The sequence below is a fragment of the Allobosea sp. P1_B10 genome, assembly GCF_056406735.1.
The window spans coordinates 54,841-79,992 of sequence record NZ_JBFTZP010000003.1 but is presented as its reverse complement, the minus strand read 5'-3'; the positions used below and the strand labels follow the sequence as shown (position 1 = coordinate 79,992).

Sequence of the window (25,152 nt, the reverse complement as noted above, 5' to 3'; positions counted from 1 at the left end):
AAAGCCACGTGATCGCACGCCCTACGCAATCGACCTGCCACAAATACTATTTCCGCGAATACTACGGATCTACATCCATCATTTTGCGGCACCACGTGTATCGAAACCTGATTTGATCGAATTGTCGAATACCTCGATCTATCTGCCACTGACCTCAAATACGGCTCAGCTCCTCCAGCTTCAACATTTCGAAGACGAGACGAGTAAAATAAGCTCAATTTTAACAATTCCACATTCATCTTGATTCGACTTGCCGCGTCTCATCCGCCTTGCCGCATCGAGATACTGACATGAAAACACCTTCAGCTGCTCGCCTGCCGATCGCGACACGCCTGGCACTCGTCGGGGCCGTCATTGTTGCGGCTGCAGTTGCGGCATCCATGCTGGTGTCGATCAGGGCTGCCGACAAGGCAATGAGGGAGCGCGCCCAATCCAGCCTCGCAGTGAACATCAACCTGCTGAGCGATCTCCTGCGAAGCAAGGGCGAGCCGCGACTGGACGGCGACAGGCTCTATTTCGGCTCCGAGCCGGTCAACGGCAGTTTCGCGGCGGTCGACAAGGTCAAGGGGTTGTCGGGCAGCGTCGCGACGGTCTTCATGGGCGATGTCCGCGTCGCAACCAATGTCGAGAAGCCCGATGGCTCCCGCGCCGTCGGCACGAAGCTGGCGCCTGGCCCCGCCTATGACACCGTTTTCAAGGAGAAGAAGACCTATTCCGGCGCTGCCGATATTCTCGGCCAGCCCTATTTCACGGTTTACGAGCCGATCCTTCAGGCTTCGGACAAGGCCGTCATCGGAATCCTGTTCGTCGGCATCAAGCAGGCGGACTTCCTGGCGGTGATCGACGACATGGTCGTCGGCAATCTCGTTGCCTGCCTGCTCATAGCTGTCGTCGGCGGAGCGCTGCTGTTGCTGATCGTGCGCAGGATGATGAAGCCGTTCGGGCAGCTGAAGGACGCCATGCACAAGCTCGCGCAGGGCGACCTCGATTCGCCCCTGCCAGCGCTGAGCGGAAGCGGCGAGATCGCGGCGATGGGCGAGGCGGTCGGCGTGTTGCGCCAGGCTGCCATCGCAAAGGCCGGGCTCGAGGCGCAGACGGCGAGCCATAGCGAGATGCTTGACGAGGCCCGCCGGACCGGCGACAGCGAACGCCAGAAAGCCGCCGAAGCCCAGCGGGCGCAGACGCAGGAGCTGGAGATCGTGGTCGCAGAGCTTGCGACAGGGCTCTCGGAGCTCGCGCAAGGCAATCTGACGCATCGCATGGAGATCGAGGTTCCAGCAGCCTATGCCGGCCTGCGGGATGATTTCAACGACACCGTCGAGCGGCTCTCCCAGACGGTCCGCACGATCCAGGTCACCTCGGCCGATGTCGGACTCGCGGCGCGCGAGATCAATACCGGCGCCGACGATCTGTCCAAGCGCACCGAGGAGCAGGCCTCGTCGCTGGAGCAGACGGCGGCCACCACCGAGGAACTCGCGGCGTCCGTGAAAGCGTCCGCGCAGGCTTCGCGTGAGGCGGCTGCGATCGCAGACGAGGCGATGCAGGCCGCCCAGGCCGGTGGCGCGATCGCCGGCGAGGCCGTCGAGGCCATGGCGCGCATCGAGAGCGCCTCGCAGAAGATCTCCGAGATCATCCGGGTGATCGACGACATCGCCTTCCAGACCAACCTGCTGGCGCTGAACGCAGCGGTCGAAGCGGCGCGGGCCGGCGATGCCGGCAAGGGCTTTGCCGTCGTCGCCTCCGAGGTGCGCACGCTGGCGCAGCGCTCGGGCGCAGCTGCCAAGGATATTTCGGGACTGATCTCGTCCTCGAACGCCGAGGTCGGCGAGGGCGTCAAGCTGGTGCGCCAGGCGGGTGCCTCGCTGACCAAGATCCAGGCGGCCTCGCAGAAGGTCGCTGCCACCATCGCCGACATCTCGGCGGCCTCCGGCGAGCAGGCCAACGGCATCGACGAGATGAGCCAGGCGGTCGCGCATCTCGACGAGATGACGCAGGCCAATGCGGCACTCGCCGAGCAGAGCGCAGCGTCCGCGGGTTCGCTGTCGGGCCGCATCGGCCAGCTCAACGACCTCGTCGCGGCCTTCCGCACCGGCGATGAAGCTTCCCCCGCGCGGGCCGCTGCTCCGCGCCCGGCCGCGCGCAACGCCGGGAGCGAGCCGCAGCGCCTGCGCCAGCTCGCCGAGGCCGCTTTCGCCCAGAGCCGCGCCTCCGCTGCCGCTCCCTCTGCACGCCAGCCTGGCCCTGCCCGCAAGATCGCCAACAGCCGCGCCAGCGATACCGGCTGGGAAGAATTTTGAGCGGCAGCCGCCCCGGCTACCCGCTCATTGCAACGAGCAGGCGTCCCCGCACTCAAGGGCGCCCTGGCCGTTGCGACGAGCCGATCCCGGCCAACCCTGGGCCACGCGTCGATTAAGCGGGAGGTAATTGAGCGGCACCGGCAGGCTGGATAGGCTTGCGTCATGAACCAGCATCATCAGCCCCTCGTCGGCACGCTGATCCGCGACTGGCGTCAGTTGCGCCGGCAGAGCCAGCTCGATCTCGCGCTGGAGGCCGAGATCTCGCAGAAGCATCTCAGCTTCATCGAGAGCGGGCGCTCGGAGCCGAGCCGCGAGATGGTCCTGCTCCTCGCCGAGCATCTCGGCGTGCCCCTGCGCGAGCGCAATGCGCTCCTGCTGGCGGCGGGCTATGCGCCAGTGTATCTGGAGCGATCGCTGGACGACCCCAGTCTGCATGCGGCGCGGGCTGCGATCGATCTGGTCCTGAAGGGGCATGAGCCATATCCCGCCCTGGCGGTCGACCGGCACTGGACGCTGCTCGCCGCCAATGGCTCTGTCGCGCCTCTGCTTGGGCTCGTCGCCGATGCCGAGCTGCTGCGGCCCCCGGTCAACGTGCTGCGGCTGTCGCTGCACCCGCGCGGACTTGCTCCCGTGATCGTCAATCTCGCCGAATGGCAGGCGCATCTGGTCTCGCGCCTGCGGCAGCAGATCAGGGCGACCGCCGACCCCGTGCTTGTCGCCCTGCTGGAGGAGTTGCTGAGTTATCCGGTGCCGAGGCCGGCTGCACGCAAGGGACAGGACCAGCCCCGGGAACAGGAGCCGGCAATCGTGGTGCCGCTGCAATTGCGGCTGGGCGAGACGGTCCTGTCGCTGATCTCGACCACCACCGTCTTCGGCACGCCGGTCGACATCACGCTGTCGGAGCTGGCCCTGGAGACCTTCTTTCCCGCTGACGCGGAGACGGCGGAGCATCTGCGCGCGATGGTGAAGGCCGACGGTCGCGGCTGACCAGACGGACTAGTCCTAGCCCGCCTCGGAACCTTCTCCCGGCTAGCCGGTTCTCCTATCGCAAGCCGCAACAGCGGATGGAAATTCGGAAGGACCACGACCATGGGCAGCACCGCCGACAAGATCAAGGGCATGGCCAACGAGGCCGCCGGCAACGTCAAGCAAGCCGCAGGCAAGGCCCTGAACAAGCCCGAGCTCGAAGCCGAGGGCGTCGTTCAGGAGCGCAAGGGCGAAGCCCAGCAGGCGCTCGGCAAGGGCAAGGATGCCGTCAAGAACGTGATCGACAAGGTCTGATCACGTTCAGACCGAGATCAAGAAGCGGGCTGCCGAAAGGCGGCCCTTTTTTTTTGTTAAGCCCACGACGTTTGCGAGCAAGGCGAAGTAATGACGAGAAAGTCAGGCCGCCCCGCCGATGCCGCCGAGGAAGTCCTTCACGCGGCCGAAGAATCCCGCAGCTTCGGGATGCGTTGCGCCGGAGCTTTCGCGCTCGAACTCCTGCAGGAGCTCGCGCTGGCGCGGGGTCAGCTTCTGCGGGGTCTCGACCAGCACCTGGATATAGAGATCGCCGACCTCGCGCGAGCGCAGCACGCTCATGCCCTTGCCCTTGAGACGGAACTGCTTGCCGGTCTGCGTGCCCTCGGGAATCTTCACCCGGGCCTGCTCGCCGTTCAGCGTCGGCACCTCGATCTCGCCGCCGAGCGCGGCCGAGGTCAGGCCGAGGGGCACCCGGCAGAACAGGTCGGCGCCATCGCGCTGGAAGATGGCGTGGGGCTTGATCGACAGGAAGATATAGAGGTCGCCCGCCGGGCCGCCGCGCAGACCGGCCTCGCCCTCGCCTGCGAGCCTGATGCGCGTTCCGTCCTCGACGCCGGCCGGGATGTTGACCGAGAGCGTGCGCTCGCGCGTGACGCGACCGGCGCCCTGGCAGTTCTTGCAGGGGTCGTCGATGATCTCGCCGCGCCCCGCGCAGCTCGGGCATGTGCGCTCGACCGAGAAGAAGCCCTGGTTGGCGCGGACACGGCCATGGCCACCGCAGGTCGGGCATTGCCGCGACTTGGAGCCAGGCTTGGCGCCGCTGCCGGAGCAGACTTCGCAGGCGATCGAGGTCGGCACGCGGATCGAGGCGTTCTTGCCCGCGAACGCGTCCTCGAGACCGATCTCGAGATTATAGCGCAGATCGGCGCCGCGCTCGCGGCCATTGGCAGCGCGGGGGCCGCCACGACCACCGCCGCGCGCATCGCCGAAGAATGAATCGAAGATATCCGACATGAAGTCGGAGAATTCCGGACCCTGCTGGCTGCCGCCGCCGCCATTCTCGAAGGCGGCATGGCCGTAGCGATCGTAAGCGCCGCGCTTCTGCTCGTCGGACAGGATCTGATAGGCCTCGTTCAGCTCCTTGAATTTGGCCTCCGCACCCTTGTCGCCGGGGTGGCGGTCCGGGTGGCAGCCCATGGCGAGCTTGCGGAACGCGCTTTTCAGCTCCGCATCGCTGGCCGTCTTGGAAACGCCGAGGATCTCGTAATAGTCGCGCTTGGACATCAAACAGCCGCCCCTTCGCTTTCCAGACGCATCATGGCCGGGTTCGACCCGGCCATGTCACGCGGACAGCGAGATTTGCCTCCACGAGGCCTTCCAGTAACGAGATGGCCGGGTCACCCCCGGCCATGACGCAGTGGTCGAAGCCGAGCGCGCTCAGGCGCTCTTCTTCTTGTCACCCTTGTCGTCGCTGACGTCCTTGAAGTCGGCGTCGATGACGTCGTCCTTCGCGGCTTCAGCATCTTCGGCGCCGGCTTCCGCCGTGGCGCCCTCGGCCTGGCTGGCCGCATACATGGCCTCGCCAAGCTTCATCGACGCCTGCATCAGGTCTGTGGTGCGAGCGGTGATGGTCTCGGCGTTGTCCTCGGCCAGCGAGGCCTTGAGCGCCTCGAGAGCGGTCTCGATCGCCGACTTGTCGGCAGCCGAAACCTTGTCGCCATAGTCCTTCAACGACTTCTCGGTCGAGTGCATCAGGCTCTCGCCCTGGTTCTTCGCCTCGACGAGCTCGCGACGCTTCTTGTCCTCGGCGGCGTTCGCCTCGGCGTCCTTGACCATCTTGTCGATGTCGGCGTCAGACAGTCCACCAGAGGCCTGGATGCGGATCTGCTGCTCCTTGTTGGTGGCCTTGTCCTTGGCCGTCACGGAGACGATGCCGTTGGCGTCGATGTCGAAGGTCACCTCGATCTGCGGCATGCCGCGCGGGGACGGCGGGATGCCCATCAGATCGAACTGGCCGAGCATCTTGTTGTCGGCCGCCATTTCACGCTCGCCCTGGAAGACGCGGATCGTCACGGCCTGCTGATTGTCCTCGGCAGTCGAGAAGACCTGGCTCTTCTTGGTCGGGATCGTGGTGTTGCGGTCGATCAAGCGCGTGAACACGCCACCCAGCGTCTCGATGCCGAGCGACAGCGGGGTCACGTCGAGCAGCAGCACGTCCTTGACGTCGCCCTGGAGCACGCCGGCCTGGACCGCGGCGCCGATGGCGACGACCTCATCGGGGTTGACGCCCTTATGGGGCTCCTTGCCGAAGAACTGCTTCACGACTTCCTGGACCTTGGGCATGCGGGTCATGCCGCCGACCAGGACCACTTCGTCGATCTGCCCGGCCGAAAGGCCGGCATCCTTGAGCGCCTTGCGGCAGGGCTCGATCGTGCGCTGGATGAGATCGTCGACCAGGCTCTCGAACTTGGCGCGCGACAGCTTGATGGCGAGATGCTTCGGGCCCGAGGCATCGGCCGTGATGTAGGGCAGGTTGATTTCGGTCTGGGCCGTGGTCGAGAGCTCGATCTTTGCCTTTTCCGCAGCTTCCTTCAGGCGCTGAAGGGCAAGCTTGTCCTTCTTCAGGTCGATGCCCTGCTCGCGCTTGAACTCGTCCGCGAGGTATTCGACCAGGCGCATGTCGAAGTCTTCGCCGCCGAGGAAGGTGTCGCCATTCGTCGACTTCACCTCGAAGACGCCATCGCCGATCTCCAGGATCGAGACGTCGAAGGTGCCGCCGCCGAGGTCATAGACCGCGATCGTGCCGGCATGCTTCTTGTCGAGGCCATAGGCGAGGGCCGCCGCGGTGGGCTCGTTGATGATGCGCAGCACCTCGAGTCCGGCGATGCGGCCGGCATCCTTGGTCGCCTGGCGCTGGGCGTCATTGAAATAGGCGGGGACCGTGATGACGGCCTGCGTCACAGGCTGGCCGAGATAAGCCTCGGCCGTCTCTTTCATCTTGGTCAGGGTGAAGGCGGAGATCTGCGACGGCGAATAGTCGGTGCCATCGGCTTCGACCCAGGCGTCGCCGGTCGAGGCTTTCTTGATCTTGTAGGGGACGAGATGCATGTCCTTCTGCGTCATCGGATCGTCGAAGGTCCGACCGATCAGGCGCTTGATCGCGAAGAAGGTGCGCTCGGGGTTGGTCACGGCCTGGCGCTTGGCCGGCTGACCGACGAGACGCTCGCCATCATCCGTGATCGCGACGATCGACGGAGTGGTACGGGCGCCTTCGGAATTCTCGATGACCTTGGGGGTCGAGCCTTCCATGACCGCGACGCAGGAATTGGTCGTGCCGAGGTCGATACCGATAACTTTACCCATGGAGGGGATCCCTTTTAAATTGAGCAGATCGCCGACCTGCGCCGCGTTCGGGCGCCGCCTGCCGGCCCATGGACCGACCCGCCCCCGCCTAATGCGGCGAACGGATCCGGCATTCCACGTCGAGCGGTCGTCAAACCGCCTCTTGGCGGCGTATATAGGGAGGGTGTTCCCGCCCTTGCAAGACAGAACAGCCGATTAAGCAACGATCGTAGTCCGCAATCGCCCGGGATTGCGGGCGCGGCGACAATTCGCGGCGCAGTGTTGCGCTTGTGTCCTTGCGCGGCCTCGCGCGAAATCTCATGCAGGAGGGACGTGGCGAAGCTTTCGTGGGGCCGATACGCCTTTATCGTCAGGTTTTCGCGACACGCGCCTATGATACCAAGCCCTGCCGGGACCGAGCCGTGAACCGAAACCTGCGCCTTGTCTGTTGTCTTGCGTGGCTGGCCCTGGCCGGCGCCACGACGACGCCTCGCGCCCAGCCTCTGCAACTGCCCGGCGCGCAGCCCTTCAACCAGACCGGCGCGCCGCAGGCATTGCCCCAGGGCGGCGCCCCGACCGCCCCCGCAGCGCCGCGTCAACCCTCCATGCCGTCGATCAAGGTCGCGGGCGAGGACGCCATCACCGGGCGCGTCCTGCGGCGCAATGGCGGCTTCGGCGAGGCCGTGTTCGAGAAGACCGCGACGGGATACGGCCTCAAGCTCAAGGCGGAGGGCTTTCAGGCCAGCAACCTGGTCGAGCCCTGCGCCATCTCCTTCGGCGACGCTCCCCTGCCGGTGACTGCGCTCGGCCGCCCCGCCGGAGTGCCACGCTACAAGCTCGAGGCCTCGATCTGCCCGATCGTGTTCGACGTGCTCGACGGCGCCATGCTGGTCGTCGAGCCGACCGCGCCTTGCGTCGTGGAGGCCGCCCAGTGCCGGATCGAGCCGCGCGGCCTGTGGGGGCCCGATTCGCGCACGCTCGCCACGCATGCCCGGGAGATCGAGAAGGCGCGCGGGACGGCCGAGCGCGCGGTGCGCGAGGGCTACAGGGTCCTGACCGCCAAGGCCGATGCCGTCGAGCAGCGGATCATCGCCCGCGAGCAGGCCGGCTTCTCCGCCGAGCGCGAACTGACATGCCGCGAGTTCCAGCGCGAGGGTCAGTTCGGCTTCTGCGGCGCCAGGGTCACGGAAGCAAAGGCGGCTTCGCTGCGGGCGCGGCTCGGCATCACCAGCGACCCCAAGCTCGCGGCAAAGCCCCGGCCACGGCCCGCAGCGCCAAAACCACTGCCGCTGAACCCGCCCGCGACGCAGTAAGCCGTCGCCCTCGGCATCAGCGTGGCGCCGCGATGATGATCGTCGCGCCGAGCAGGCAGACCAGTCCACCGGCAACGTCCCAGCGGTCGGGGCGAAAACCCTCGACCGCCCAGAGCCAGCCCAGCGACGCCGCGATGTAGATGCCGCCATAGGCGGCGTAGGCGCGGCCTGCCGCGGCGCTCTCGACCAATGTCAGCAGCCAGGCGAAGATCGCGAGGGACGCAAGGCCCGGCACCAGCCACCAGATCGGCTTGGCGAGCCTGAACCAGCCCCAGAAGGCGAAACAGCCGGCGATCTCGAATAGGGCAGCGGCAACATAAGCGGCAAAGGTCGGCATTGATCGTCCTGTTCCTGCCCCGAAGGGTTCCGCCGCAGCGCGTGAGAGACTAGATCGTCATTGCGAGCGAAGCGAAGCAACCCAGGACACGTAGCGCGCTACGGGCTGGATCGCTGCGCGCCCAATCAACGGAGTACGCCCCGGCCGTCGCGGCATGGCGTGAAAGGACAACATGTCGAGCAAGCCCATTGCCATCATCGGCGCAGGCCCCTCTGGCCTGATCGCCGCAGAACGGCTGGCGCAGGCCGGCCATCGCGTCACGATCTACGACCGCATGCCCTCGCCAGCGCGCAAATTCCTGCTTGCGGGCCGCGGTGGCCTCAACCTGACCCATTCCGAACCGCTCGACCTGTTCCTGACGCGCTATCGCGCGGCGCAGGATTGGCTGGAACCGGCGATCCGCGCCTTCCCGCCCGACGCGATGCGCGCCTGGGCCGATGAGCTCGGCGCCCAAAGCTTCGTCGGCACGAGCGGGCGCGTCTTTCCCGAGGCGATGAAGGCCTCGCCCTTGCTGCGCGCCTGGCTGCAGCGGCTGCAGGCGCTGGGCGTCACGCTCGCCGCCGGCCGGCTCTGGACCGGCTGGGATGCTGACGGCGCCCTCGCCTTCCAGACACGCGACGGGGCCATCGAGAGCCTGCGCCCCGACGCGACCCTGCTGGCATTGGGCGGCGCGAGTTGGCCAAGGCTCGGCTCGGATGGCGGCTGGGCGCCGGTGCTCGCCGGTCGCGGCGTCGAGATCGCGCCGCTGCTGCCGGCCAATGGCGGCTTTACGGTCGACTGGTCGCCGATCATGCGCGAACGCTTTGCCGGGGCGCCTCTGAAGCGCGTCGTGATCCGCCATGGCGAGCGGCAGGCCACCGGCGAGGCGATGATCGACGCCGACGGCATCGAGGGTGGCGCGGTCTATGCGTTGTCTGGGCCGCTGCGCGAGACGGTCATGCGAGACGGCAAGGCGGCGATCACGCTCGACCTGCGTCCCGACATCGAGACCGGCCGGCTGGTGGAGCGGCTTGCAAACCGCCGCAAGGGCGAGACGCTGAGCAACCATCTGCGCAAGGCGGCCGGGCTTGCGCCGGCTGCGATCGCCGTGATGCGCGAGAGCGCTGGCGCCGATCTGCCGCAGGATCCCGCAGCGCTTGCAGGCCTGATCAAGTCCGTGCCGCTGCTTCTGACCGGGATGGCGCCGATCGCGCGCGCGATCTCGACCGCAGGCGGCATCGTAGGCGCCGAGGTCGACGCAGGCTTCATGCTGAAAAAGCTGCCCGGCGTGTTCGTTGCCGGCGAGATGCTGGACTGGGAGGCGCCGACCGGCGGCTACCTGCTCCAGGCCAGCTTTGCCACGGGCGTGGCTGCCGCTTCAGGCATCGAGGGCTGGCTCGCTTCGTCCTGAGCTTCAACCGTCGTTCCGGGGCGCCGCATAAAGGCGAACCCGGAACGACGATCTCGCTCAGATTTTCGCGCGCGGATCGTGCCTGGCGACGCGCGACAGGAGGTAATCGACCTCGGCCTTGGCGGCGGCGGTCAGGCCCGGGCCCGGCTTGCGCTGGGCGTCGCTGGCCAGGATGCCGCGCTTCATCATGGTGTATTTGCGCACGGCGAGGCCGACGCCCTGCTGCTGCTCGTAGCGCATCAGCGGCAGATGCGCGTCGAAGATGTCATGCGCCTCATCGCGCTTGCCGGCCTTCTGCAGGCTGACCACGTCGATCAGCAATTCCGGGAAGGCATAGCCCGTCATAGCGCCGTCAGCGCCGCGCTCCATCTCGAAATCGAGGAAGAGGCCGCCATTGCCGGTGAGGATCGAGATCGGCCGCAGCGAGCCCTCGGTCTGGAATTTCCGCAGCGTCGAGATCTTCTCCAGACCCGGCCAGTCCTCGTGCTTCAGCATCACGCAGGACGGGTTGTCCATGACGATCTTGCGGATTACGGCCGGGGTCATGATGACCGAGAGCGTCAGCGGATAGTCCTGGATCACGAAGGGGATATCGGAGCCGATCGCCTCGATCGCCTGCGCGTAATAGCCGGTGATCTGGTCGTCGGTGCGCAGCGAGGGCGGCGGCGCGATCATGACGGCGGCCGCGCCAAGCTCCATCGACTGGCGCGCCAGCGAGCGCATGGCGGCAAAGCCCGGCGCCGAGACGCCGACGATCACGGCCTTGCCGGGCATGCCGGCAACCGCGCGCTTGACGATGCCGATCGATTCCTCGGGCTCGAGCTTAGGGGCCTCGCCCATGATGCCGAGCACAGTGGTGCCGTTCGAGCCGATGGCGTCGTAATAGGCGAACAGCTTTTCGGTTGAGGTCCAGTCGACCGACCCATCCGGGTTGAACGGCGTCGGCGCGATCGGGAAGACGCCGCTGGCGTCGGGTGTCAGGCGCATAATCTGCAATCCTCGGTGTTGTTTTCAGACGATACGGGTGCGGACGCTGCCGATGCCGGCGATCTCGCCTTCGAGCACATCGCCACTAACCACGGCGGCGACCCCTTCGGGGGTACCGCTAAAGATCAGGTCGCCGGGCGCGAGCGTGACCAGGCCCGACAGGTAGGCGATCGTCTCCGGTACGTTCCAGATCATCTTGGCGAGGTCCGAGCTCTGCCGGGTGACGCCATTGACGACAAGCTCGATCTTGCCTGCCGTCGGGTGGCCGGCATGGCTGGCGGGCGTGATCTCGCCGATCGGCGCGGAAAAATCGAAGCCCTTGCCCATGTCCCAGGGCTTGCCGGCCTTCTTGGCGGCGCCCTGGAGGTCGCGGCGGGTCATGTCGAGCCCGGCCGCATAGCCGTAGACATGGGCCAGCGCCTCGGATTCCGGGATGTCGTGGCCGCCGGTGCCGATCGCGATGACCAGTTCCATCTCGTGATGCAGGTCGCTGGTCTTCGGGGGATAGGGCATGTCGCCGCCATTGATCAGCAGGGCGTCGGCAGGCTTCATGAAGAAGAACGGCTCCTCGCGGTCGGGATCTCCGCCCATCTCGCGGGTATGTTCAGCGTAGTTGCGCCCGACGCAGAAGACGCGCCGCACCGGGAAGAGCCCGCCGCCGGCGACCGGAACCGCGGTGATGGCGGGCGGATTGATGGTGTAGTTCGTCATGGCGGGCATCCCTCGTGATCGTGCTCCCGTTCATGCGGGAGCCGCGCGCCGGGGGCAAGGGTCCGCGCGCTCGGGTCAGGGCTGCGGTTGGGTCATCGGCAGGTCGTTGGTCGGACCATTGTGCGCCGCATCATTGCAACCGAGACGTTTTGCCCCATACACTAGCGCCCGGCCGGCATGTGCCGGCCTGAACAGAGACTAAAAGGAAGAGCACGTGAGCACGGGTACCGTGAAATGGTTCAATGAAACCAAGGGCTACGGATTCATCACGCCTGACCAGGGCGGCAGCGATGTGTTCGTACATATCAGCGCAGTCGAGCGTTCCGGCATGCGCGGCCTGAACGAGGGCCAGAAGATCAGCTACGATCTCGAAGCCGATCGCAAGACCGGCAAGTCCTCGGCGGTCAATCTCAAGACCGCCTGATAAATGCCGAATGCGGGAGGCCGATCGGCGGCGTCGCTTCCCGAGCCAATGCGAATCTCTATCGATCTCCACCGGACTGAAGACGATTCCCGGCATACCCGTCGCCATCGAGGCGGCGGTCGAAGTGCAGGATAGACTAAAGGCTTAGACCGGTTGTCCGGAAAGCCCCCGTCCCGCGCTTCGCATGCAAAGCCAGCCCGCTACAAACTGCCCCGCTAGCTGCGGCCTGGCGCCGGCCTGAACAGCCGGCCCTTTTCCACCACCAGCACGATCCCCAGCGCGACCAGCCCGCACAGCGAGAAGCCGAGCGTGAGCGGCACGACCGTGCCGTCGAAATGCTGGCCGATAAAGAAACCCAGCAGCGCGCCCAGGACGGTGGTGACAAAACCCTGCACCGAGGATGCCGTGCCCGCGACATGGCCGAGCGGATCCATCGCCATGGCGCCGAAGTTCGGGGCGAGCAGGCCGAAGCAGAACATCGCGGCGCCCTGGAAGGCAGCAAAGATCCAGATCGTCTCATGTCCGGTGATCGCGATCAGCGCATGAACGCTGGTGAAGGCGATATAGCCGAGCAGAGCGGTATGGGAGACCCTGCGCATGCCCAGTCGCCCGACGATCCGCGAGTTCACCAGCGAGGCGACCGCCATGAACCCTGCGATCAGCGCGAAGACGGTGGTGAACAGTTCGGGCGCGGCGAAGACATCGCCAAAGATCTGCTGGGCCGAGTTGATGAAGCCGAACAGCCCCCCGAGCACGAAGGCCATCGCGAGCATGTAGCCGACCGCCAGGCGGGTCGTCAGCGTCGTCCGGAAGGCTGCGACGACGCTGTGGAACTCGATCGGCTTGCGATCCTCCTCATGCAGCGTCTCGGGCAGGCGCAGGCCCGCCCAGATCAGGACCGACGCGCCAAAGATCGTCAGCACGCCAAAAATCCAGCGCCACGGCGCGACCCAGAGGATCGCCTGGCCGATGGACGGCGCCAGGATCGGAACCGCGAGGAAGACGATCATGGCGAGCGACATCACGCGCGCCATGTCGCGGCCGGAATAGCAGTCGCGCACGATCGAGACCGCGAGCACCCGTGTCGCAGCCGCCCCGACGCCCTGCATCACGCGCGCCCACATCATCAGCTCGAAGGAACCGGCAAACGCCGCCGCGACGCTGGCTATGACATAGAAGCCGAGCCCCAGAAGCAGCACCGGCCGACGGCCGAAACGGTCCGACAGCGTACCGTAGACGATCTGCGCCACACCGAAGCCGAGCAGATAGGCGGTGACGATCCATTGCCGCTGATTGGCTTCGACGATGCCGAGCGCCTCGCCGATCTCGGGGAGTGCGGGCAGCATCGAGTCGATCGCGAGCGCGTTCACCGCCATCATGGCCGCGGTCAAGGCCACGAATGAACGGAATTTCATGCCGTGGCGCGGCTTCGTGGAGTCTGCGGTCTCGGTCATGTCAGCCTGTGCGGGCACGCCCCGCGCGATGGCGGAGGTGAAAGAAAACGCCCCTGCCATCATGTCTAGGTGCTCCGAAAACGCACGACAACCCGAGCTTGCTGCAGCGCGTCATGCGTCAGACGGGACGCGGCCCGGGTTCAGGACGGCTGATGCCGGGCTACGAGTTCGTCGTCTATGGCATTGGCCCGCAGCGCTGCCGGCCGGGCGGCCAGACGCTTGCCATAGGCCTCGAAGGCCGGCCGCTTCTCGATCGAGCCGAACTGCAGCCCCCACAGGACCTGCGAGCCCAGATAGACATCGGCCGCGCTGAATCTGTCGCCCAGGATATACTCGCCGGACGTGACCGCGCCTTCGAGGGCGTCCATGACCATGCCGAAATTGCCGTAGCCGACCATGCGCTCGCGCTCGGGAGAGACCGTGACGCCGAGCGCCCGGTTGGTCACCGCCGCCTCGACCGGCCCCGCCGCGAAGAACATCCAGCGATAATAGGGCGCGCGCAGGCGGCTCGTCGGCTCCGGGGCCAGGCCGGCCTGCGGGAAGGCATCGGCGAGATAGGCGCAGATCGCGGCGCATTCGGTCACGACCGTCTCGCCATGCGTGATCGCCGGGACCTTGCCCATCGGGTTGATCGCGCGATAGTCGCCTTTCATCGGCGGGCCGAAACCCACGATCTCCGCCCTGTAGGGCTGGCCGACCTCTTCCAGCATCCAGCGCGCGATGCGTCCGCGCGACTGCGGGTGGGTATACAAAACGAGTTCGTCCGACATCCGGGCTCTCCCTGGTTCGCAGGCACCATAGCGGTGGCGGGGCGCACCGTTATGTCAGGAACCGGCACGAGCGTCTGCGTCGCTCCCGACTGGCGCCGGCGAGCCGACCTGCTATCGTCCGCCCGGAAACCGGCGTGGGGGCCCATGGATTCGTCGACACCGCAGCGCGTCTCTCAAAGTGACGGCAAGATGAGCATTGCCGGCCTCGCGACCCGCTTTGTCCAGGATCCCGGGCGCCGGCTGAAGCTGGAGGCGATCGGGCTCGAGGTGCTCTCCGGCTATGCGCTGCGCGAAGGCGCCTTCGCTAGCGACACCCGCATCGCGGGGCGTGGCTGGCTGCCAGATGACGGGCTCAGCCGTGCAGGCCTTGCGGAACATGCAAGCGAAATCCCGCTGACGGTCAGGCCGCTGCCTGCGGGCGGCACGGCTTCGCGCATCCTGCTGGTGCTCGCCCATGGTGGGGAGGAGCTGGAGTTCCACGCGACGCTGTGGTTGCCGGCGGATATATTTGCGGATCTCCGGCGGGACGTCGAGGGCGGCCGCGCCGGACGCCTCGGCGTCACCGCCACCACCAATCTCTGGCTCGACGAGGCCGAGCGCGACGCGCCGTCCGACCGACCGGTGACCTGGCGCCTGGGGCCGGAGCCGGACGGCGACGGCAGCACGCCTGCGCGCGGGCTCGCCGAGCGGATCGAGTGGGGCGCCGCCCCGGAGTTCACGACGCCCGAGCCTGCCCCGGACGGCGAAGAGCCGACAGAACCCGTCAGCGAGATGCTGCGCAGGGTCAACTGGAGCCTGAAGCAGATCGCCTTGCTCCTGGTCTTCCTGCTGATCGTGGCAGCGCTGAAGTAGCCCTCAGCTCGCCGGGACTGAGATCGCCATGCCGTCGCGCTGCGGATCGGCGCCGCCCGAACAGCGCCCGTCATCAATGCGGATGCCGTGCAGTGCCGCGAAGGGATAGCTCTGGGCCGAGCGCTTGATGTCGTAGCCCTGCGCCGTGAGCTCGTCGCTGACGCTGCGGCGGATGCGGTTGGAGATGTCGATCGCGTTCGAGACCGCGACGATGCGCGGCGCAGCGACGGCCTCCAGCATCGACATCTCGAAATCGATCACGTTCATGATGCCCTGCGCCATCGCGGGCGCGATAAAACTGCCGCCCGGCGCACCCATCACGATGAAGGGCTTCTCGTCCTTGAAGACGATCGTCGGCGCAGCCGATGAGGCGCGGCGCTTGCCCGGAGCGATCGAGGCGGCCCGGCCCGGGCGCGGATCGAAGCGGCTCATCGTGCCGTTGTACATGAAGCCGAGACCGTCGGTGATCGCACCTGAGGGCGAGCCCAACGTATGGGTCAGAGCGACCGCATTGCCTTGGGCATCGACCACCGAGATGTGCGTGGTCTCGCGCGAGGAGGAGCGCTCCAGGCGGCGCACATCGGCGCGTTCGCCGCGCCGGATGCTGTCGGCCTGGGCGGCGGCGTGCTCCTTGGAGAGCAGCCGCTCGACGGGCACGTCGACATAAGCGGGATCGCCCATGTGCTGGTCCTTGTCGATCGTCATCCGCTTCATCGCCTCGGCCAGCAGGCGGATATGCTCGACGCCGCCATGGGTCAGCGCGCCGATGTCGAAGTTCTCCAGCATGTTGAGGATCTGGAGCATCAGCATGCCGCTGGCGGGCGGCGGGCTGGTCGAGATGCGGTGGCCACGATACTCGCCCCATATCGGCTGGGCGATCGAGAGTTCGTAGCTGGCGAGATCGCGCTCCGAGATCAGGCCGCCATGGGCGGCGAAGTCGGCTGCGATCTGCTGCGCCAATTCGCCCTTGTAGAACAGGTCGGCGCCGCCCTTGGCGAGTCGCTCCAGCGTATTGGCCATGTCGGCGTTGACGATAATGTCGCCGGGCCGCTTCAGGCTGCCATCGGGACGGAAATAGAGATCGCTGCCGGTCTTGCTGTAGCGCAGCTTGTCGGCGGTATTGACCTGGCCCGAGCCCTTCTGGTCCTGCGACCAGAACCAGTGCATGTGCGGGCGCACCATCACGCCCGAGCGGGCTTGGGCGATCGCAGGTGCGATCACATCGGCCCAGTCCATCGTGCCGTAGCGCGAGAGCGCGAAGTCATAGCCCTTGACGCTGCCCGGCGTGCAGGCGGCGAGATGGCCGAATTCGCTGATGCCGCCCTCGAGCAGGAAGGCAAAGCCGTCGCGCGACTGGCCCGTGAGCTTGTCGAGCCACATGTCCGCAGTCGCCGAGAGCGAGGCCTTTGCATAGAACTCGACGATCTCGTGGACGCCGCGGCCGGGCATGTAGAGCTGCATCGAGCCGAAGCCGCCGATACCCGACATCAAGGGATCGACCACGCCCTGCATGAAGGCGCAGGCGATAGCGGCGTCGACTGCATTGCCGCCGCGTTCCAGAACGGCAGCCCCGGCCTCGACGGCTTCCGGCTGCGGCGCGACGATCATTCCGTTCTTCATGGGGTAGCCTCTGGCATTCGGTCGCGTCATTCTCGGGCGGAGCGCAGCGGAGACCCGAGAATCTCATGACGAGATGACACTGGTTTCCGGGATGGTCGGGTCGAGCCCGACCCTGACGTGGCAGGTCGTCAACCCGATTCCGGCATGACCACATCGGGCTCGCCCAGGCGCCAGAACAGGCGCACGCCACCATCGGGCGTGCTTTCCAGCCCTGGGACGGCGGAGAGCAATTTTCGGGTGTAGGGGTGCTGGGGGTCGTCGAAGATCTGGTCGCGCGGACCCTCCTCGACGATATGACCCTCATGCATCACCACGACGCGGTCGGCGACCTGCTCGACCACGCCGAGATCATGGCTGATGAACAGGCAGGAGAAGCCGTGCTTGCGCTGGAGTTCGGCGAAGAGCTCGAGCACCTGCGCGCGCACCGTGACGTCGAGCGCCGACACCGGCTCGTCGGCGATGACGAAGGACGGCCTGCGCACCACGGCGCGGGCGATCGCGATGCGCTGGCGCTGCCCGCCCGACAACTCGTGCGGATAGCGCTCCGAAAAGCCGTCGGCGAGGCCGACCTCGGCCAGGACCTCGGCCACGCGCGCCTTCTTGTCGGCGGCGCTCATCCCGGGGACCAGCCGCAGCGGCTCGGCCACGAGCTCGCCGATCTTCATGCGCGGATCGAGCGAGGAATACGGGTCCTGGAACACCATCTGGCAGTTCAGCCGGTAGTCCCAGTAAGCGGTCTCGCTCCGGAAGATCGGCTTGCCGTTGAACAGGATGTCGCCGCCGCTGGGCTTCAGCAGCCCGGCGATGGTCTGGCCCAGCGTGGTCTTGCCGGAGCCCGAGCCGCCGACGACCGCGACGACCTGGCCGGGCTGGACCTCAAGGCTGATGCCGTGCAGCGCACGCTTGGGCGCCTCCTTGCGAAAGAAGCCCTGCTTGCCGGGATAGTCGACGACGAGACCGCGCACGGCCACGATCGGGGTCGGGGCCTCGGGCAGATCGCGGGCAGGCAGGCGCTGCGGCATCGCCGCCAGGAGCTTGCGGGTATACGGGTGCTGCGGCCGCGCCAGGATGTCGTCGGCCGTGCCCTGCTCGACGACATCGCCTTGCGACATCACGACGATGCGGCTGCAATAGCGCGCGACCATGCCGAGATCATGCGAGATCAGCAGCACGGCGGTGTTGTTGGCCTTGGTCAGGTCGACCATCAGCTCCATCACGTCGCGCTGGACCACCGCGTCGAGCGCCGTGGTCGGCTCGTCGGCGATCAGCAGCGCCGGCTTCAGCAGCATCACCGAGGCCAGCATGATGCGCTGGCGCATGCCGCCGGAGAACTGGTGCGGATAGGCGGTGAGCGCGCCCTCGGGGTCGCGCAGGCCGATGCGCTTGAGCATGTCGAGGATCAGGGCGCGGCGTGCTTGCGCGTCGAGACCGCGACGATGCAGGGCAAGCCCCTCGTCGAGCTGCCTGCCGATCAGCATCGAGGGGTTGAGCGAGGTCATCGGCTCCTGGAAGACCATGCCGACGCGGGCACCGCGCATTGCACGCAGCTGCTTGGCCGGCATCGACATGACGTCGGTGCCGTCGAAGCTGATGGTGCCGCCGACCAGCCTGACGGCGGGCGGGATGAAGCCCATCACCGCACGCGCCGCCAGGGTCTTGCCGGACCCGGACTCGCCGACGATGCCGACGATCTCGCCTGGAAAGACGGAGAAGCTGACCGCGTTGACAACGGTGCGCCCCGAGGCACCGATCCGCAGGCTCAGGCGTGAGACATCCAGCAGCGGGGCTGCGCCGGCGGCAGAGATTTCGGCGCTCATCGCAGGCCCTTCATCCGTGGGTCGAGCCGGTCGCGCACCGCGTCGCCGAGCAGGTTGATGCCGAGCAGCGTCAGCGAGATGCACAGGCCCGGGAAGATGCCGAGCCACATGGCCTGGCCGATATAGGGCCGCGCACCGGCCAGCATATTGCCCCAGGTCGGCGCCGGCGGCGGCACGCCAAGACCGAGGAAGGAGAGCGCGCTCTCGGCGAGCAGCACATAGCCGAACATCGACGTCGCCAGAACGGTCAGCGGCGCGATGCAGTTGGGCAGGATGTGGCGAGCCATGGTGAAGGCCTCGGAATTGCCCATGACCCGCGAGGCCGCGATGAACTCCTTCTCGCGCAACGACAGCACGGTGCCACGCACGATGCGCGCCACGGACGGCGTATAGGCGATGCCGAGCGCGACGATGATGCCGTATTTGTTGGCCCCGACCACCGCCAGCAGGCCCAGCGCCAGCAGGATGCCGGGGAAAGCCAGCAGTGCGTCGTTGAAGGCCATGATGACGCGGTCGACCCAGCCCCGCATGTAGCCGGAGAACAGGCCGATGAGGGTGCCCATCACCACCGCCAGCGCCACGGTGAGGATGCTGATCCAGACCGAGGTCGCAGCGCCTGCCATCAGGCGCGAGAGCACGTCGCGGCCGAACTCGTCGGTGCCCAGCCAGTACATCGACGAGGGCGGGGCGAGCTTGTAGCGGAAGGACAGCTTCAGGGGATCGTAGGGCGTCCAGAGGGCGCCGACGCCCGCCACGGCCAGCAGGGTTCCGATGAGTGCGCCGCCGACCAGCGCGTTGGGAGCAGGGAGTTTCATTCTGCCGTCACCCTCGGGTCGAAGACGGGATAGCAAAGGTCGATCACGAGGTTCACCAGCACGTAGATGAATGCGACGAAGAGCATGCAGCCCTGGATCACCGGGTAGTCGCGGGCGAAGATCGAATCGACCAGCAGCCGGCCCAGGCCCGGAATGGTGAAGACCGTCTCGACGACGGCGATGCCGCCAAGGAGATTGCCGAGCACGAGGCCGATCAGCGTCCAGGTCGGCCCGAAGGCATTCTTGAAGGCGTGGCGCCAGAGCACCGCCATCTCCGAAAGCCCCTTGGCGCGGGCATGGGTGATGTAGTCGAGCCGCATCACCTCCAGCGTCGAGGCGCGCGCCATGCGCAGGATCACGCCGATCTCGTGCAGGAACAGCGTCAGGATCGGCATGACGAGGTAGAGCAGGCCGCGCCAGGGATCGTCCCCGATCGAGACATAGCCGACCACCGGCAGCCAGCCGAGCTTGAGCCCGAAGAACAGGAGCAGCAGCAGGCCTAGCCAGAAGGTCGGGATCGAGAGCAGCAGCGTCGCGGTCGACACCAGCCCGAGATCGAGGGCCGAATCCTGCTTCCAGGCGGCGATGACGCCGGCTGGAACGGCGACCAGGCTCGCCAGCAGCACCGCGACCAGCACGATCTGGGCGCTGATCCAGAACCGCGACAGGATCAGCGGCAGCACCGCCTCCTGCGAGTTGATGGAGTAGCCGAGATCGCCCCTCAGCAGGTTGCCGAACCAGATGCCGAACTGCACCGGCAGGCTCTGGTCGAGCCCGAGCCGGGCGCGCAGGTCGGCCAGGCTAGCTGGCGTCGCGAGATCGCCCAGCATCAGCGCGGCCGGATCGCCCGGGATCAGTCGGATCAGCCCGAACACCGCCACCGCCACGATCAGCAGCGTTGGCAGTGCCATGGCGATCCGGGTCGCCGTGAAGCGCAGCATCGGATTGTCTCCGGTCCTAGGGTTGTGCCGGGAGGCTCAGTTGGCGGTGACTTCCCACATCCGCAGCTTGGACTGCCACGGCTTGAAGCCGACCACGCGCTTGTTATGGGCGATCGCGTCGACGCCGTTGAAGGTGAAGATCAGCGGCACATCGGCGATCATCTTGGTGTGGAGCGTGTCGAACAGCTTCTGGCGCTCCGCCTTGTCGGCAATCTCCATGGACTTGTCGATCAGCGCCTGTGCTTCCGGATCATCCCAGACCTTGCGCGGCTGCTTGTCCTTGGGACCCGCGAACTGCTCGAGGCCCAGCGCGGGGTCGAAGCGGGCGGAGTACGAGAAGGACTGCATCTGGAAGTTGCCCTTGCTGTAGCGGTCGAGCTGGGTGGCCCAGTCGAGCACCTCGATCTCGGCATTGATGCCTGCGGCCTGCATCATCGCCTGGGCGACAACGGCTGTCGGGAAGCTCGGGACGGTGGGGCGCTTGTTGGCGATCAGGGAGATCTTCTCGCCCTTGTAGCCGGCCTCCTTGAGGAGGGCCTTGGCGCGCGCCGGATCGTAGCTGAAGCCCTTCTTCTGGACGTCGCTGAAATAGGCCGAGCGCGAATAGATGAAGGACGCATTCGGCGCGCCGAGGTTGTTGGAAGCCGAGGCGACCAGTTCGTCCATGTCGAGCGAGGCGGCAATGGCCTGGCGCAGCTTGACGTTGCTCATCACCGGGTCGCGCGTCTGGATCAGCAAGGCGTGGCGCGTGGCCGTCGGCGCGGTGACGACGGCGAGCTTGCTGTTCTTGCGGACTTCCTCGACGTCGCTCGGCAGGATCTCGGAGAGGTCGATGGCGCCGGAGGTGAGGCCCGCCTTCACCGTCGCGGGGTCCTTGACGATCAGGAACTTCACATCCTTGACCAGCGGGCGCTTGGAACCGACATAGCCGTCGACCTTGTCGCCCTTGGGCGACTTGTAGCCGTCAAACGCGGTCATGGTGAAGTATTCGCCGCGCTTCCACTCACCGAACTTGAACGGCCCGGTGCCGATCGGCTTGTCCCAGCTGCCGTCGGCCTTGACGGAATCCTTGTGGGTGATGCCGACCATGGCGCAGTCCGTGCGCGCCAGCGAGTCCAGGAACAGCGCGTTGGCCTTGTTGATCACCATCACGAAGGTCTTCGCGTCGGGCGCCGTGGCGGACTCGACCTTGACGCCGCTGCGGCCGTCGAATTCCGAGAGGCAGCGCCAGTCGGTCTTCGGGTCCATGTAGCGATTCCAGCTCCACAGCACGTCCGCAGAGGTCAGCGGAGCGCCGTTGTGGAAGGTGACGCCGTCGCGCAGCTTGAAGGTGTAGGTCCGGCCGTCGGCCGAGGTCTCGACCGTTTCCGCCAGCAGCGGCGCAACCGTGCCGTCCTCGCGGTAGGCGACCAGGCCCTCTACGATCTGCAGGGCGAAATCATCCGTGTTGTCGTCGCGATTGACGCCGGGATTGTTGCTGCGCAGATCGGCCGCCACGGCCACCGTGACGGACTGGGCGGCGACGGGAGCGGACAGGCCAGCGACAGACGCTGCCAATGCGACAGCGGAGACAAGCAAGCGCTTCATTGCGAAATTCCCTCTGATTTCTGATTGGTTGGACGTCACGGTCGGTGCTCAGGCCGTCGTCTTGCGGCGCTCGGCGAGCACGCCGGCGAAGAAGTCCTGCACCTTTGGGACGGCCCGCAGCCCGTCATGGGCCATGTTGGGCACCAGATCGAGCTGGGCCGCGATGCCCGCCTCGGCAAAGGAATCGCGCAGGGCCGTGAGGCGTTCGGGGCGCGTGGCGCCGGCATGATTGGCGTCAGGCATCCAGTTGCGCCCACCCGGCTTGTGGGTGATCTCCCAGGTCTCGAGATCGGCCGCGCCGACGATCATCTGCACCGGCACCTTGCGCATGGCCTCGACATCGGGGCTCGCGCCGAACAGCTCCGCCATGTTGCGGGTGCCGACCCACCAATCGCGGGTCGGGTCGAGCAGCGTCACCGAGCCCGGCGCGCCGATCGAGGCCGCCCAGAGCCGCTGCGGCTGGAGCATCAGGAAGCGGTGGGTGAAATGACCGCCGCCGGAATAGCCGAACAGCGCGAAGCGGTCGAACTTGGCGCCGTAGCGCTGCGCCACCTCATCGACCATCGCGATCAGAACCTGGTCGTAGCGGACCGTGCCTTCGCGCATGTATTTGAAGCCGTCGCGATTATCGTCGCCCATCACGCCGATCGGAAACAGCGGGGCGAGGATGATGCAGTTGTTCCAGCGACCGAACTCCGCGAAGGCATCGCGATAGCCGGTGAAGCCGCGGCCGGTGCCGTGCATGGCGACGACTAGCTCGGGAGCCTGGCCGCCCTTGCCGAGCGTCTTGGGCACGTAGAGGCAATAGCTGAAGCGCGGATCGGCCTTGCAGGCAATCACCGGCGTCGGGCCCATGTCGTAGAGCGCGCGGGCGATGGCGGCGGAATCTTCCGGCTGCGCAGAGGCAGTAGCTGACGGCGTGGTCATAAACGCGCCCTTCTATTGGCGTATCAATTGGCGCCAATTATGTTGCATGATATCGAGGGAGCCGCAACTCCAGATGCATTCGTCAAAATCTGCTAGGGACGCCCCATGACGACCCGTTCCAAATCCCAGCTGAAACAGAAACGCGCGCTCGCCGCCGAGATCGCCGAGGCCATCGAGCTGCGCGCCTTCCGACCCGGCGAGTGGCTGCGCCAGATCGATCTCGAGCAGACCTTCAAGGCGACCCGCTTCGACGTGCGCAGCGCGCTCGACGAGCTGGCCGTGCGCAAGACGATCGAGCATGTGCCCAATCGCGGCTACCGCGTCGCGCAGATCGACATGGCGACCTATCGCGCCATCCGGCAGACCCGCCTGATCCTGGAGCCCGCGACCGCGCCGGGCATCATCGAGGGAATCGATGCGGCCGGCATCGCGCGGCTGGATGAGCTCGCACAGGCATTCACGGATGCGATCCACAACAGCACGCGCATCCGCCAGAGCGAGGTCAACCGCAGCTTTCACCGGCTGATGTATTCGTTCTGCGGAAACCCGGTGATCGAGGAGACGATCTGGGGCCTGCGGGACCGCTCGCGCGGTTCAGCCGTGACGGTCTGGACGTCGCACCAGTCCCTGCTGGAGAGCGACCGCGACCATTACGAAATGGTCGCGGCTATCAGGGCTCGCGACGCCGGGACCCTGTCGGGGCTGATCCATCGCCATATCGACAGGGACACGGCGCCCGACAGCGCCTCGCCTCAGTCGACCGAGACTTCCCAGAGCCGCGGCAGCGAGGTCAGCGACGAGGTGTAGCCGCTGACGCGCTTGGCCACCGCCCCGCCAACTATGCCGTTATAGAGCATCACCATCGGGACATCTGCGATGAAGCGCTTGTGCAGCTCGTCGAAGATCGCCTGGCGCTGGGCCTTGTCACTGATGACCATCGACTTGTCGAGCAGGGCCTGGACCTCGGGATTGTCCCAGAGCTTGCGCGGCTGGGTCGCCTTCGGACCGGTGACCGACTCGAAGCTGAGCGCGGGATCGAGGCGCCCCGAATAGGGGAAGGCCTGAACCTGGTAGTTGCCCTTGCTGTAGCGGTCGAGCTGGGTCGCCCATTCGAGCACCTCGATCTCGATGTTGAAGCCTGCCGTCTTCAGCATCTGCTGGGCGATCACGGCGGCGTCAAAGCTCTGCGGATAGCGCTTGTTGGCCATCATGACGATCTTCTCGCCCTTGTAGCCGGACTCCGCGAGCAGCTTCTTTGCGGCTGCGGCGTCGTGCTTGATGCCCTGCTTCTGTACCGGGCCGTAATAGGCCGACAGCGTCGGCACGATGGAGGCATTGGGCACGCCGATGCCGTCGGTCACGGCCGCGACGAGTTCCGGAATGTCGAGCGCCGCAGCCATCGCCTGGCGCAGCTTGACGTTGCCCATCACGGGATCGCGGGTCTGGATGATCAGGCCGACCAGGCCCATGCTGGACACGACCGAGAGCTTGACCTTGTCGTTCGTCTTGAGCTCGGCGATGTCGGCGTTGGCTGCGTCGGGGAGCACATCGATGTCGCCGCGCAGCAGCGCCGCCTTGGCGGTGGCGAGATCGGGCACAACGACGAAATCGACGGTGTCGACCAGCGGGCGCTTGGCGCCGGCGAGGCCATCGATCTTGCCGGGCAGGGCAGCGTAGCCGGCAAAGCGCTCCAGCCGGATCACTTCACCGCGCTTCCACTCGCCGAACTTGAACGGGCCGGTCCCGACCGGCTTGTCGAAGGACCCGTCGGCTTTGACCGAATCCTTGTGCATCACGCCCGTCATGCCGCAATCGGTGCGGGCGAGCGAGCTCAGGAACAGCGCGCTCGGCTTGTCGAGCTTGAACACGACCGTGCCGGCATCCGGAGCCGTGACGCTCTCGACCTTGACCAGTCCACGCCCGTCGAACTCGGATAGGCAGCGCCAGTCCGTCTTCGGATCCATGTAGCGGTTCCAGCTCCAGACCACGTCGCCCGAGGTCATGTCGGCCCCGTTATGGAACTTGACGCCCTTGCGCAGCGTGAAGCTGTAGGTCTTGCCGTCCTCGGAGATCGCGACCTTCTCAGCCAGCAGCGGCTTGGGCTCGGCATCCTCGCCATAGGCGACGAGGCCCTCGACCATATGCAAAACGATGCCGTCGGTGTTGTGGTCGCGATTCACGCCCGGGTTGATCGAGCGGATGTCGGCGCGCAGCTGCACGCGCAGCGTTGTCGCGGCCTCGGCAATGCCCGGCAAGGCCGCCAGCGCAAGGCCGGCGGTCAGCAGGGTCGATTTCAGCGTTCGGTTCATCACAGTCCCCATCTGTT

22 protein-coding genes are annotated in these 25,152 nt (G+C 66.5%); 8 read left to right on the top strand and 14 right to left on the bottom strand.

Annotated features, from left to right (window positions below; all coding sequences use genetic code 11):
- Nucleotides 1–290 precede the first annotated feature (290 nt).
- The 3 genes from AC1D2L_RS07875 (at nt 291) to AC1D2L_RS07865 (ending at nt 3,578) form a co-directional block, all read left to right on the top strand.
- The gene (locus tag AC1D2L_RS07875) at nt 291–2,297 is read left to right on the top strand and encodes a methyl-accepting chemotaxis protein (protein WP_476845299.1); all 2,007 of its coding nucleotides are present in this window, start codon (nt 291–293) and stop codon (nt 2,295–2,297) included.
- Between the two features lie 162 nt (nt 2,298–2,459).
- The gene (locus tag AC1D2L_RS07870; protein ID WP_476845298.1) at nt 2,460–3,284 is read left to right on the top strand and encodes an MmyB family transcriptional regulator; all 825 of its coding nucleotides are present in this window, start codon (nt 2,460–2,462) and stop codon (nt 3,282–3,284) included.
- A gap of 102 nt (nt 3,285–3,386) precedes the next feature.
- Complete coding sequence (locus tag AC1D2L_RS07865) at nt 3,387–3,578, top strand: CsbD family protein (protein ID WP_476845297.1); 192 nt, start codon at nt 3,387–3,389, stop codon at nt 3,576–3,578.
- A 102-nt stretch (nt 3,579–3,680) separates the two neighbouring features.
- Here AC1D2L_RS07865 and dnaJ read toward each other — a convergent pair whose 3' ends face one another.
- Nucleotides 3,681–4,823 carry a molecular chaperone DnaJ gene (dnaJ, locus tag AC1D2L_RS07860; protein ID WP_476845296.1) on the bottom strand — a complete coding sequence of 381 codons (1,143 nt, stop codon included), beginning with the start codon at nt 4,821–4,823 and terminating at the stop codon, nt 3,681–3,683.
- Between the two features lie 153 nt (nt 4,824–4,976).
- A complete protein-coding gene (gene dnaK / locus AC1D2L_RS07855) occupies nt 4,977–6,902 on the bottom strand; it encodes a molecular chaperone DnaK (protein WP_476845295.1) in 1,926 nt (641 codons plus the stop codon).
- A 401-nt stretch (nt 6,903–7,303) separates the two neighbouring features.
- Here dnaK and AC1D2L_RS07850 point away from each other — a divergent pair, with 401 nt between their 5' ends.
- Nucleotides 7,304–8,194, top strand: a complete 891-nt coding sequence (locus tag AC1D2L_RS07850; RefSeq protein ID WP_476845294.1) for a hypothetical protein — start codon at nt 7,304–7,306, stop codon at nt 8,192–8,194.
- 16 nt (nt 8,195–8,210) lie between these two features.
- Here AC1D2L_RS07850 and AC1D2L_RS07845 read toward each other — a convergent pair whose 3' ends face one another.
- Entirely contained in the window at nt 8,211–8,531 is a 321-nt protein-coding gene (locus AC1D2L_RS07845) for a YnfA family protein (RefSeq protein ID WP_476845293.1), read from the bottom strand.
- 172 nt (nt 8,532–8,703) lie between these two features.
- On the opposite strand from AC1D2L_RS07845, the gene AC1D2L_RS07840 reads away from it, so the two are divergent.
- Complete coding sequence (locus AC1D2L_RS07840; RefSeq protein WP_476845292.1) at nt 8,704–9,921, top strand: TIGR03862 family flavoprotein; 1,218 nt, start codon at nt 8,704–8,706, stop codon at nt 9,919–9,921.
- 57 nt (nt 9,922–9,978) lie between these two features.
- On the opposite strand, the gene AC1D2L_RS07835 is transcribed toward AC1D2L_RS07840, so the two are convergent.
- Nucleotides 9,979–10,908, bottom strand: a complete 930-nt coding sequence (locus tag AC1D2L_RS07835) for a dihydrodipicolinate synthase family protein (protein WP_476845291.1) — start codon at nt 10,906–10,908, stop codon at nt 9,979–9,981.
- A 24-nt stretch (nt 10,909–10,932) separates the two neighbouring features.
- Nucleotides 10,933–11,619: a fumarylacetoacetate hydrolase family protein gene (locus AC1D2L_RS07830; RefSeq protein WP_476845290.1), complete on the bottom strand. Its 687-nt coding sequence runs from the start codon at nt 11,617–11,619 to the stop codon at nt 10,933–10,935.
- A 214-nt stretch (nt 11,620–11,833) separates the two neighbouring features.
- On the opposite strand from AC1D2L_RS07830, the gene AC1D2L_RS07825 reads away from it, so the two are divergent.
- Nucleotides 11,834–12,043: a cold-shock protein gene (locus AC1D2L_RS07825; protein ID WP_054210450.1), complete on the top strand. Its 210-nt coding sequence runs from the start codon at nt 11,834–11,836 to the stop codon at nt 12,041–12,043.
- Nucleotides 12,044–12,258: 215 nt separating this feature from the next.
- Here the strand turns inward: AC1D2L_RS07825 and AC1D2L_RS07820 are convergent, their stop codons facing one another.
- On the bottom strand, nt 12,259–13,458 hold the full coding sequence (locus tag AC1D2L_RS07820) for a multidrug effflux MFS transporter (protein WP_476845289.1): 1,200 nt from the start codon (nt 13,456–13,458) through the stop codon (nt 12,259–12,261).
- A 179-nt stretch (nt 13,459–13,637) separates the two neighbouring features.
- Nucleotides 13,638–14,267 carry a glutathione S-transferase family protein gene (locus tag AC1D2L_RS07815; protein WP_476845288.1) on the bottom strand — a complete coding sequence of 210 codons (630 nt, stop codon included), beginning with the start codon at nt 14,265–14,267 and terminating at the stop codon, nt 13,638–13,640.
- A gap of 144 nt (nt 14,268–14,411) precedes the next feature.
- Between AC1D2L_RS07815 and AC1D2L_RS07810 the strand changes: the two genes are divergently transcribed.
- Entirely contained in the window at nt 14,412–15,119 is a 708-nt protein-coding gene (locus tag AC1D2L_RS07810; RefSeq protein ID WP_476845287.1) for a hypothetical protein, read from the top strand.
- A gap of 3 nt (nt 15,120–15,122) precedes the next feature.
- Here the strand turns inward: AC1D2L_RS07810 and ggt are convergent, their stop codons facing one another.
- The 6 genes from ggt to AC1D2L_RS07780 all read right to left on the bottom strand — a co-directional run bounded on the left by ggt (nt 15,123) and on the right by AC1D2L_RS07780 (nt 22,826).
- Nucleotides 15,123–16,739 (bottom strand): gamma-glutamyltransferase, encoded by a 1,617-nt coding sequence (gene ggt / locus AC1D2L_RS07805; protein WP_476845286.1) that lies wholly within the window; start codon nt 16,737–16,739, stop codon nt 15,123–15,125.
- Between the two features lie 128 nt (nt 16,740–16,867).
- A complete protein-coding gene (locus AC1D2L_RS07800; protein ID WP_476845285.1) occupies nt 16,868–18,556 on the bottom strand; it encodes an ABC transporter ATP-binding protein in 1,689 nt (562 codons plus the stop codon).
- Complete coding sequence (locus AC1D2L_RS07795; protein ID WP_476845284.1) at nt 18,553–19,371, bottom strand: ABC transporter permease; 819 nt, start codon at nt 19,369–19,371, stop codon at nt 18,553–18,555. Before AC1D2L_RS07795 ends, AC1D2L_RS07800 begins: the two co-directional genes overlap by 4 nt.
- A complete protein-coding gene (locus tag AC1D2L_RS07790; RefSeq protein ID WP_476845283.1) occupies nt 19,368–20,312 on the bottom strand; it encodes an ABC transporter permease in 945 nt (314 codons plus the stop codon). The genes AC1D2L_RS07795 and AC1D2L_RS07790 overlap by 4 nt, the downstream gene beginning before the upstream one ends.
- Nucleotides 20,313–20,348: 36 nt before the next feature.
- Entirely contained in the window at nt 20,349–21,899 is a 1,551-nt protein-coding gene (locus AC1D2L_RS07785; RefSeq protein WP_476845282.1) for an ABC transporter substrate-binding protein, read from the bottom strand.
- A gap of 48 nt (nt 21,900–21,947) precedes the next feature.
- Nucleotides 21,948–22,826 (bottom strand): alpha/beta hydrolase, encoded by an 879-nt coding sequence (locus tag AC1D2L_RS07780; protein WP_476845281.1) that lies wholly within the window; start codon nt 22,824–22,826, stop codon nt 21,948–21,950.
- A gap of 105 nt (nt 22,827–22,931) precedes the next feature.
- Here AC1D2L_RS07780 and AC1D2L_RS07775 point away from each other — a divergent pair, with 105 nt between their 5' ends.
- Entirely contained in the window at nt 22,932–23,633 is a 702-nt protein-coding gene (locus AC1D2L_RS07775) for a GntR family transcriptional regulator (protein ID WP_476845280.1), read from the top strand.
- On the opposite strand, the gene AC1D2L_RS07770 is transcribed toward AC1D2L_RS07775, so the two are convergent.
- Entirely contained in the window at nt 23,579–25,135 is a 1,557-nt protein-coding gene (locus AC1D2L_RS07770) for an ABC transporter substrate-binding protein (protein ID WP_476845279.1), read from the bottom strand. The genes AC1D2L_RS07775 and AC1D2L_RS07770 overlap by 55 nt on opposite strands.
- Nucleotides 25,136–25,152 lie beyond the last annotated feature (17 nt).

Excerpts from the sequence above, each read along its gene's own strand:
- AC1D2L_RS07870 (WP_476845298.1), top strand. The coding sequence starts at position 2,460 with ATGAACCAGCATCATCAGCCCCTCGTCGGCACGCTGATCCGCGACTGG.
- AC1D2L_RS07810 (WP_476845287.1), top strand. The coding sequence starts at position 14,412 with ATGGATTCGTCGACACCGCAGCGCGTCTCTCAAAGTGACGGCAAGATG.
- AC1D2L_RS07865 (WP_476845297.1), top strand. The coding sequence starts at position 3,387 with ATGGGCAGCACCGCCGACAAGATCAAGGGCATGGCCAACGAGGCCGCC.
- ggt (WP_476845286.1), bottom strand. The coding sequence starts at position 16,739 with ATGAAGAACGGAATGATCGTCGCGCCGCAGCCGGAAGCCGTCGAGGCC.
- AC1D2L_RS07875 (WP_476845299.1), top strand. The coding sequence starts at position 291 with ATGAAAACACCTTCAGCTGCTCGCCTGCCGATCGCGACACGCCTGGCA.
- AC1D2L_RS07780 (WP_476845281.1), bottom strand. The coding sequence starts at position 22,826 with ATGACCACGCCGTCAGCTACTGCCTCTGCGCAGCCGGAAGATTCCGCC.
- AC1D2L_RS07795 (WP_476845284.1), bottom strand. The coding sequence starts at position 19,371 with ATGAAACTCCCTGCTCCCAACGCGCTGGTCGGCGGCGCACTCATCGGA.
- AC1D2L_RS07775 (WP_476845280.1), top strand. The coding sequence starts at position 22,932 with ATGACGACCCGTTCCAAATCCCAGCTGAAACAGAAACGCGCGCTCGCC.
- AC1D2L_RS07770 (WP_476845279.1), bottom strand. The coding sequence starts at position 25,135 with ATGAACCGAACGCTGAAATCGACCCTGCTGACCGCCGGCCTTGCGCTG.
- dnaJ (WP_476845296.1), bottom strand. The coding sequence starts at position 4,823 with ATGTCCAAGCGCGACTATTACGAGATCCTCGGCGTTTCCAAGACGGCC.
- dnaK (WP_476845295.1), bottom strand. The coding sequence starts at position 6,902 with ATGGGTAAAGTTATCGGTATCGACCTCGGCACGACCAATTCCTGCGTC.
- AC1D2L_RS07800 (WP_476845285.1), bottom strand. The coding sequence starts at position 18,556 with ATGAGCGCCGAAATCTCTGCCGCCGGCGCAGCCCCGCTGCTGGATGTC.
- AC1D2L_RS07835 (WP_476845291.1), bottom strand. The coding sequence starts at position 10,908 with ATGCGCCTGACACCCGACGCCAGCGGCGTCTTCCCGATCGCGCCGACG.
- AC1D2L_RS07790 (WP_476845283.1), bottom strand. The coding sequence starts at position 20,312 with ATGCTGCGCTTCACGGCGACCCGGATCGCCATGGCACTGCCAACGCTG.
- AC1D2L_RS07785 (WP_476845282.1), bottom strand. The coding sequence starts at position 21,899 with ATGAAGCGCTTGCTTGTCTCCGCTGTCGCATTGGCAGCGTCTGTCGCT.
- AC1D2L_RS07820 (WP_476845289.1), bottom strand. The coding sequence starts at position 13,458 with ATGAAATTCCGTTCATTCGTGGCCTTGACCGCGGCCATGATGGCGGTG.
- AC1D2L_RS07840 (WP_476845292.1), top strand. The coding sequence starts at position 8,704 with ATGTCGAGCAAGCCCATTGCCATCATCGGCGCAGGCCCCTCTGGCCTG.
- AC1D2L_RS07845 (WP_476845293.1), bottom strand. The coding sequence starts at position 8,531 with ATGCCGACCTTTGCCGCTTATGTTGCCGCTGCCCTATTCGAGATCGCC.
- AC1D2L_RS07815 (WP_476845288.1), bottom strand. The coding sequence starts at position 14,267 with ATGTCGGACGAACTCGTTTTGTATACCCACCCGCAGTCGCGCGGACGC.
- AC1D2L_RS07830 (WP_476845290.1), bottom strand. The coding sequence starts at position 11,619 with ATGACGAACTACACCATCAATCCGCCCGCCATCACCGCGGTTCCGGTC.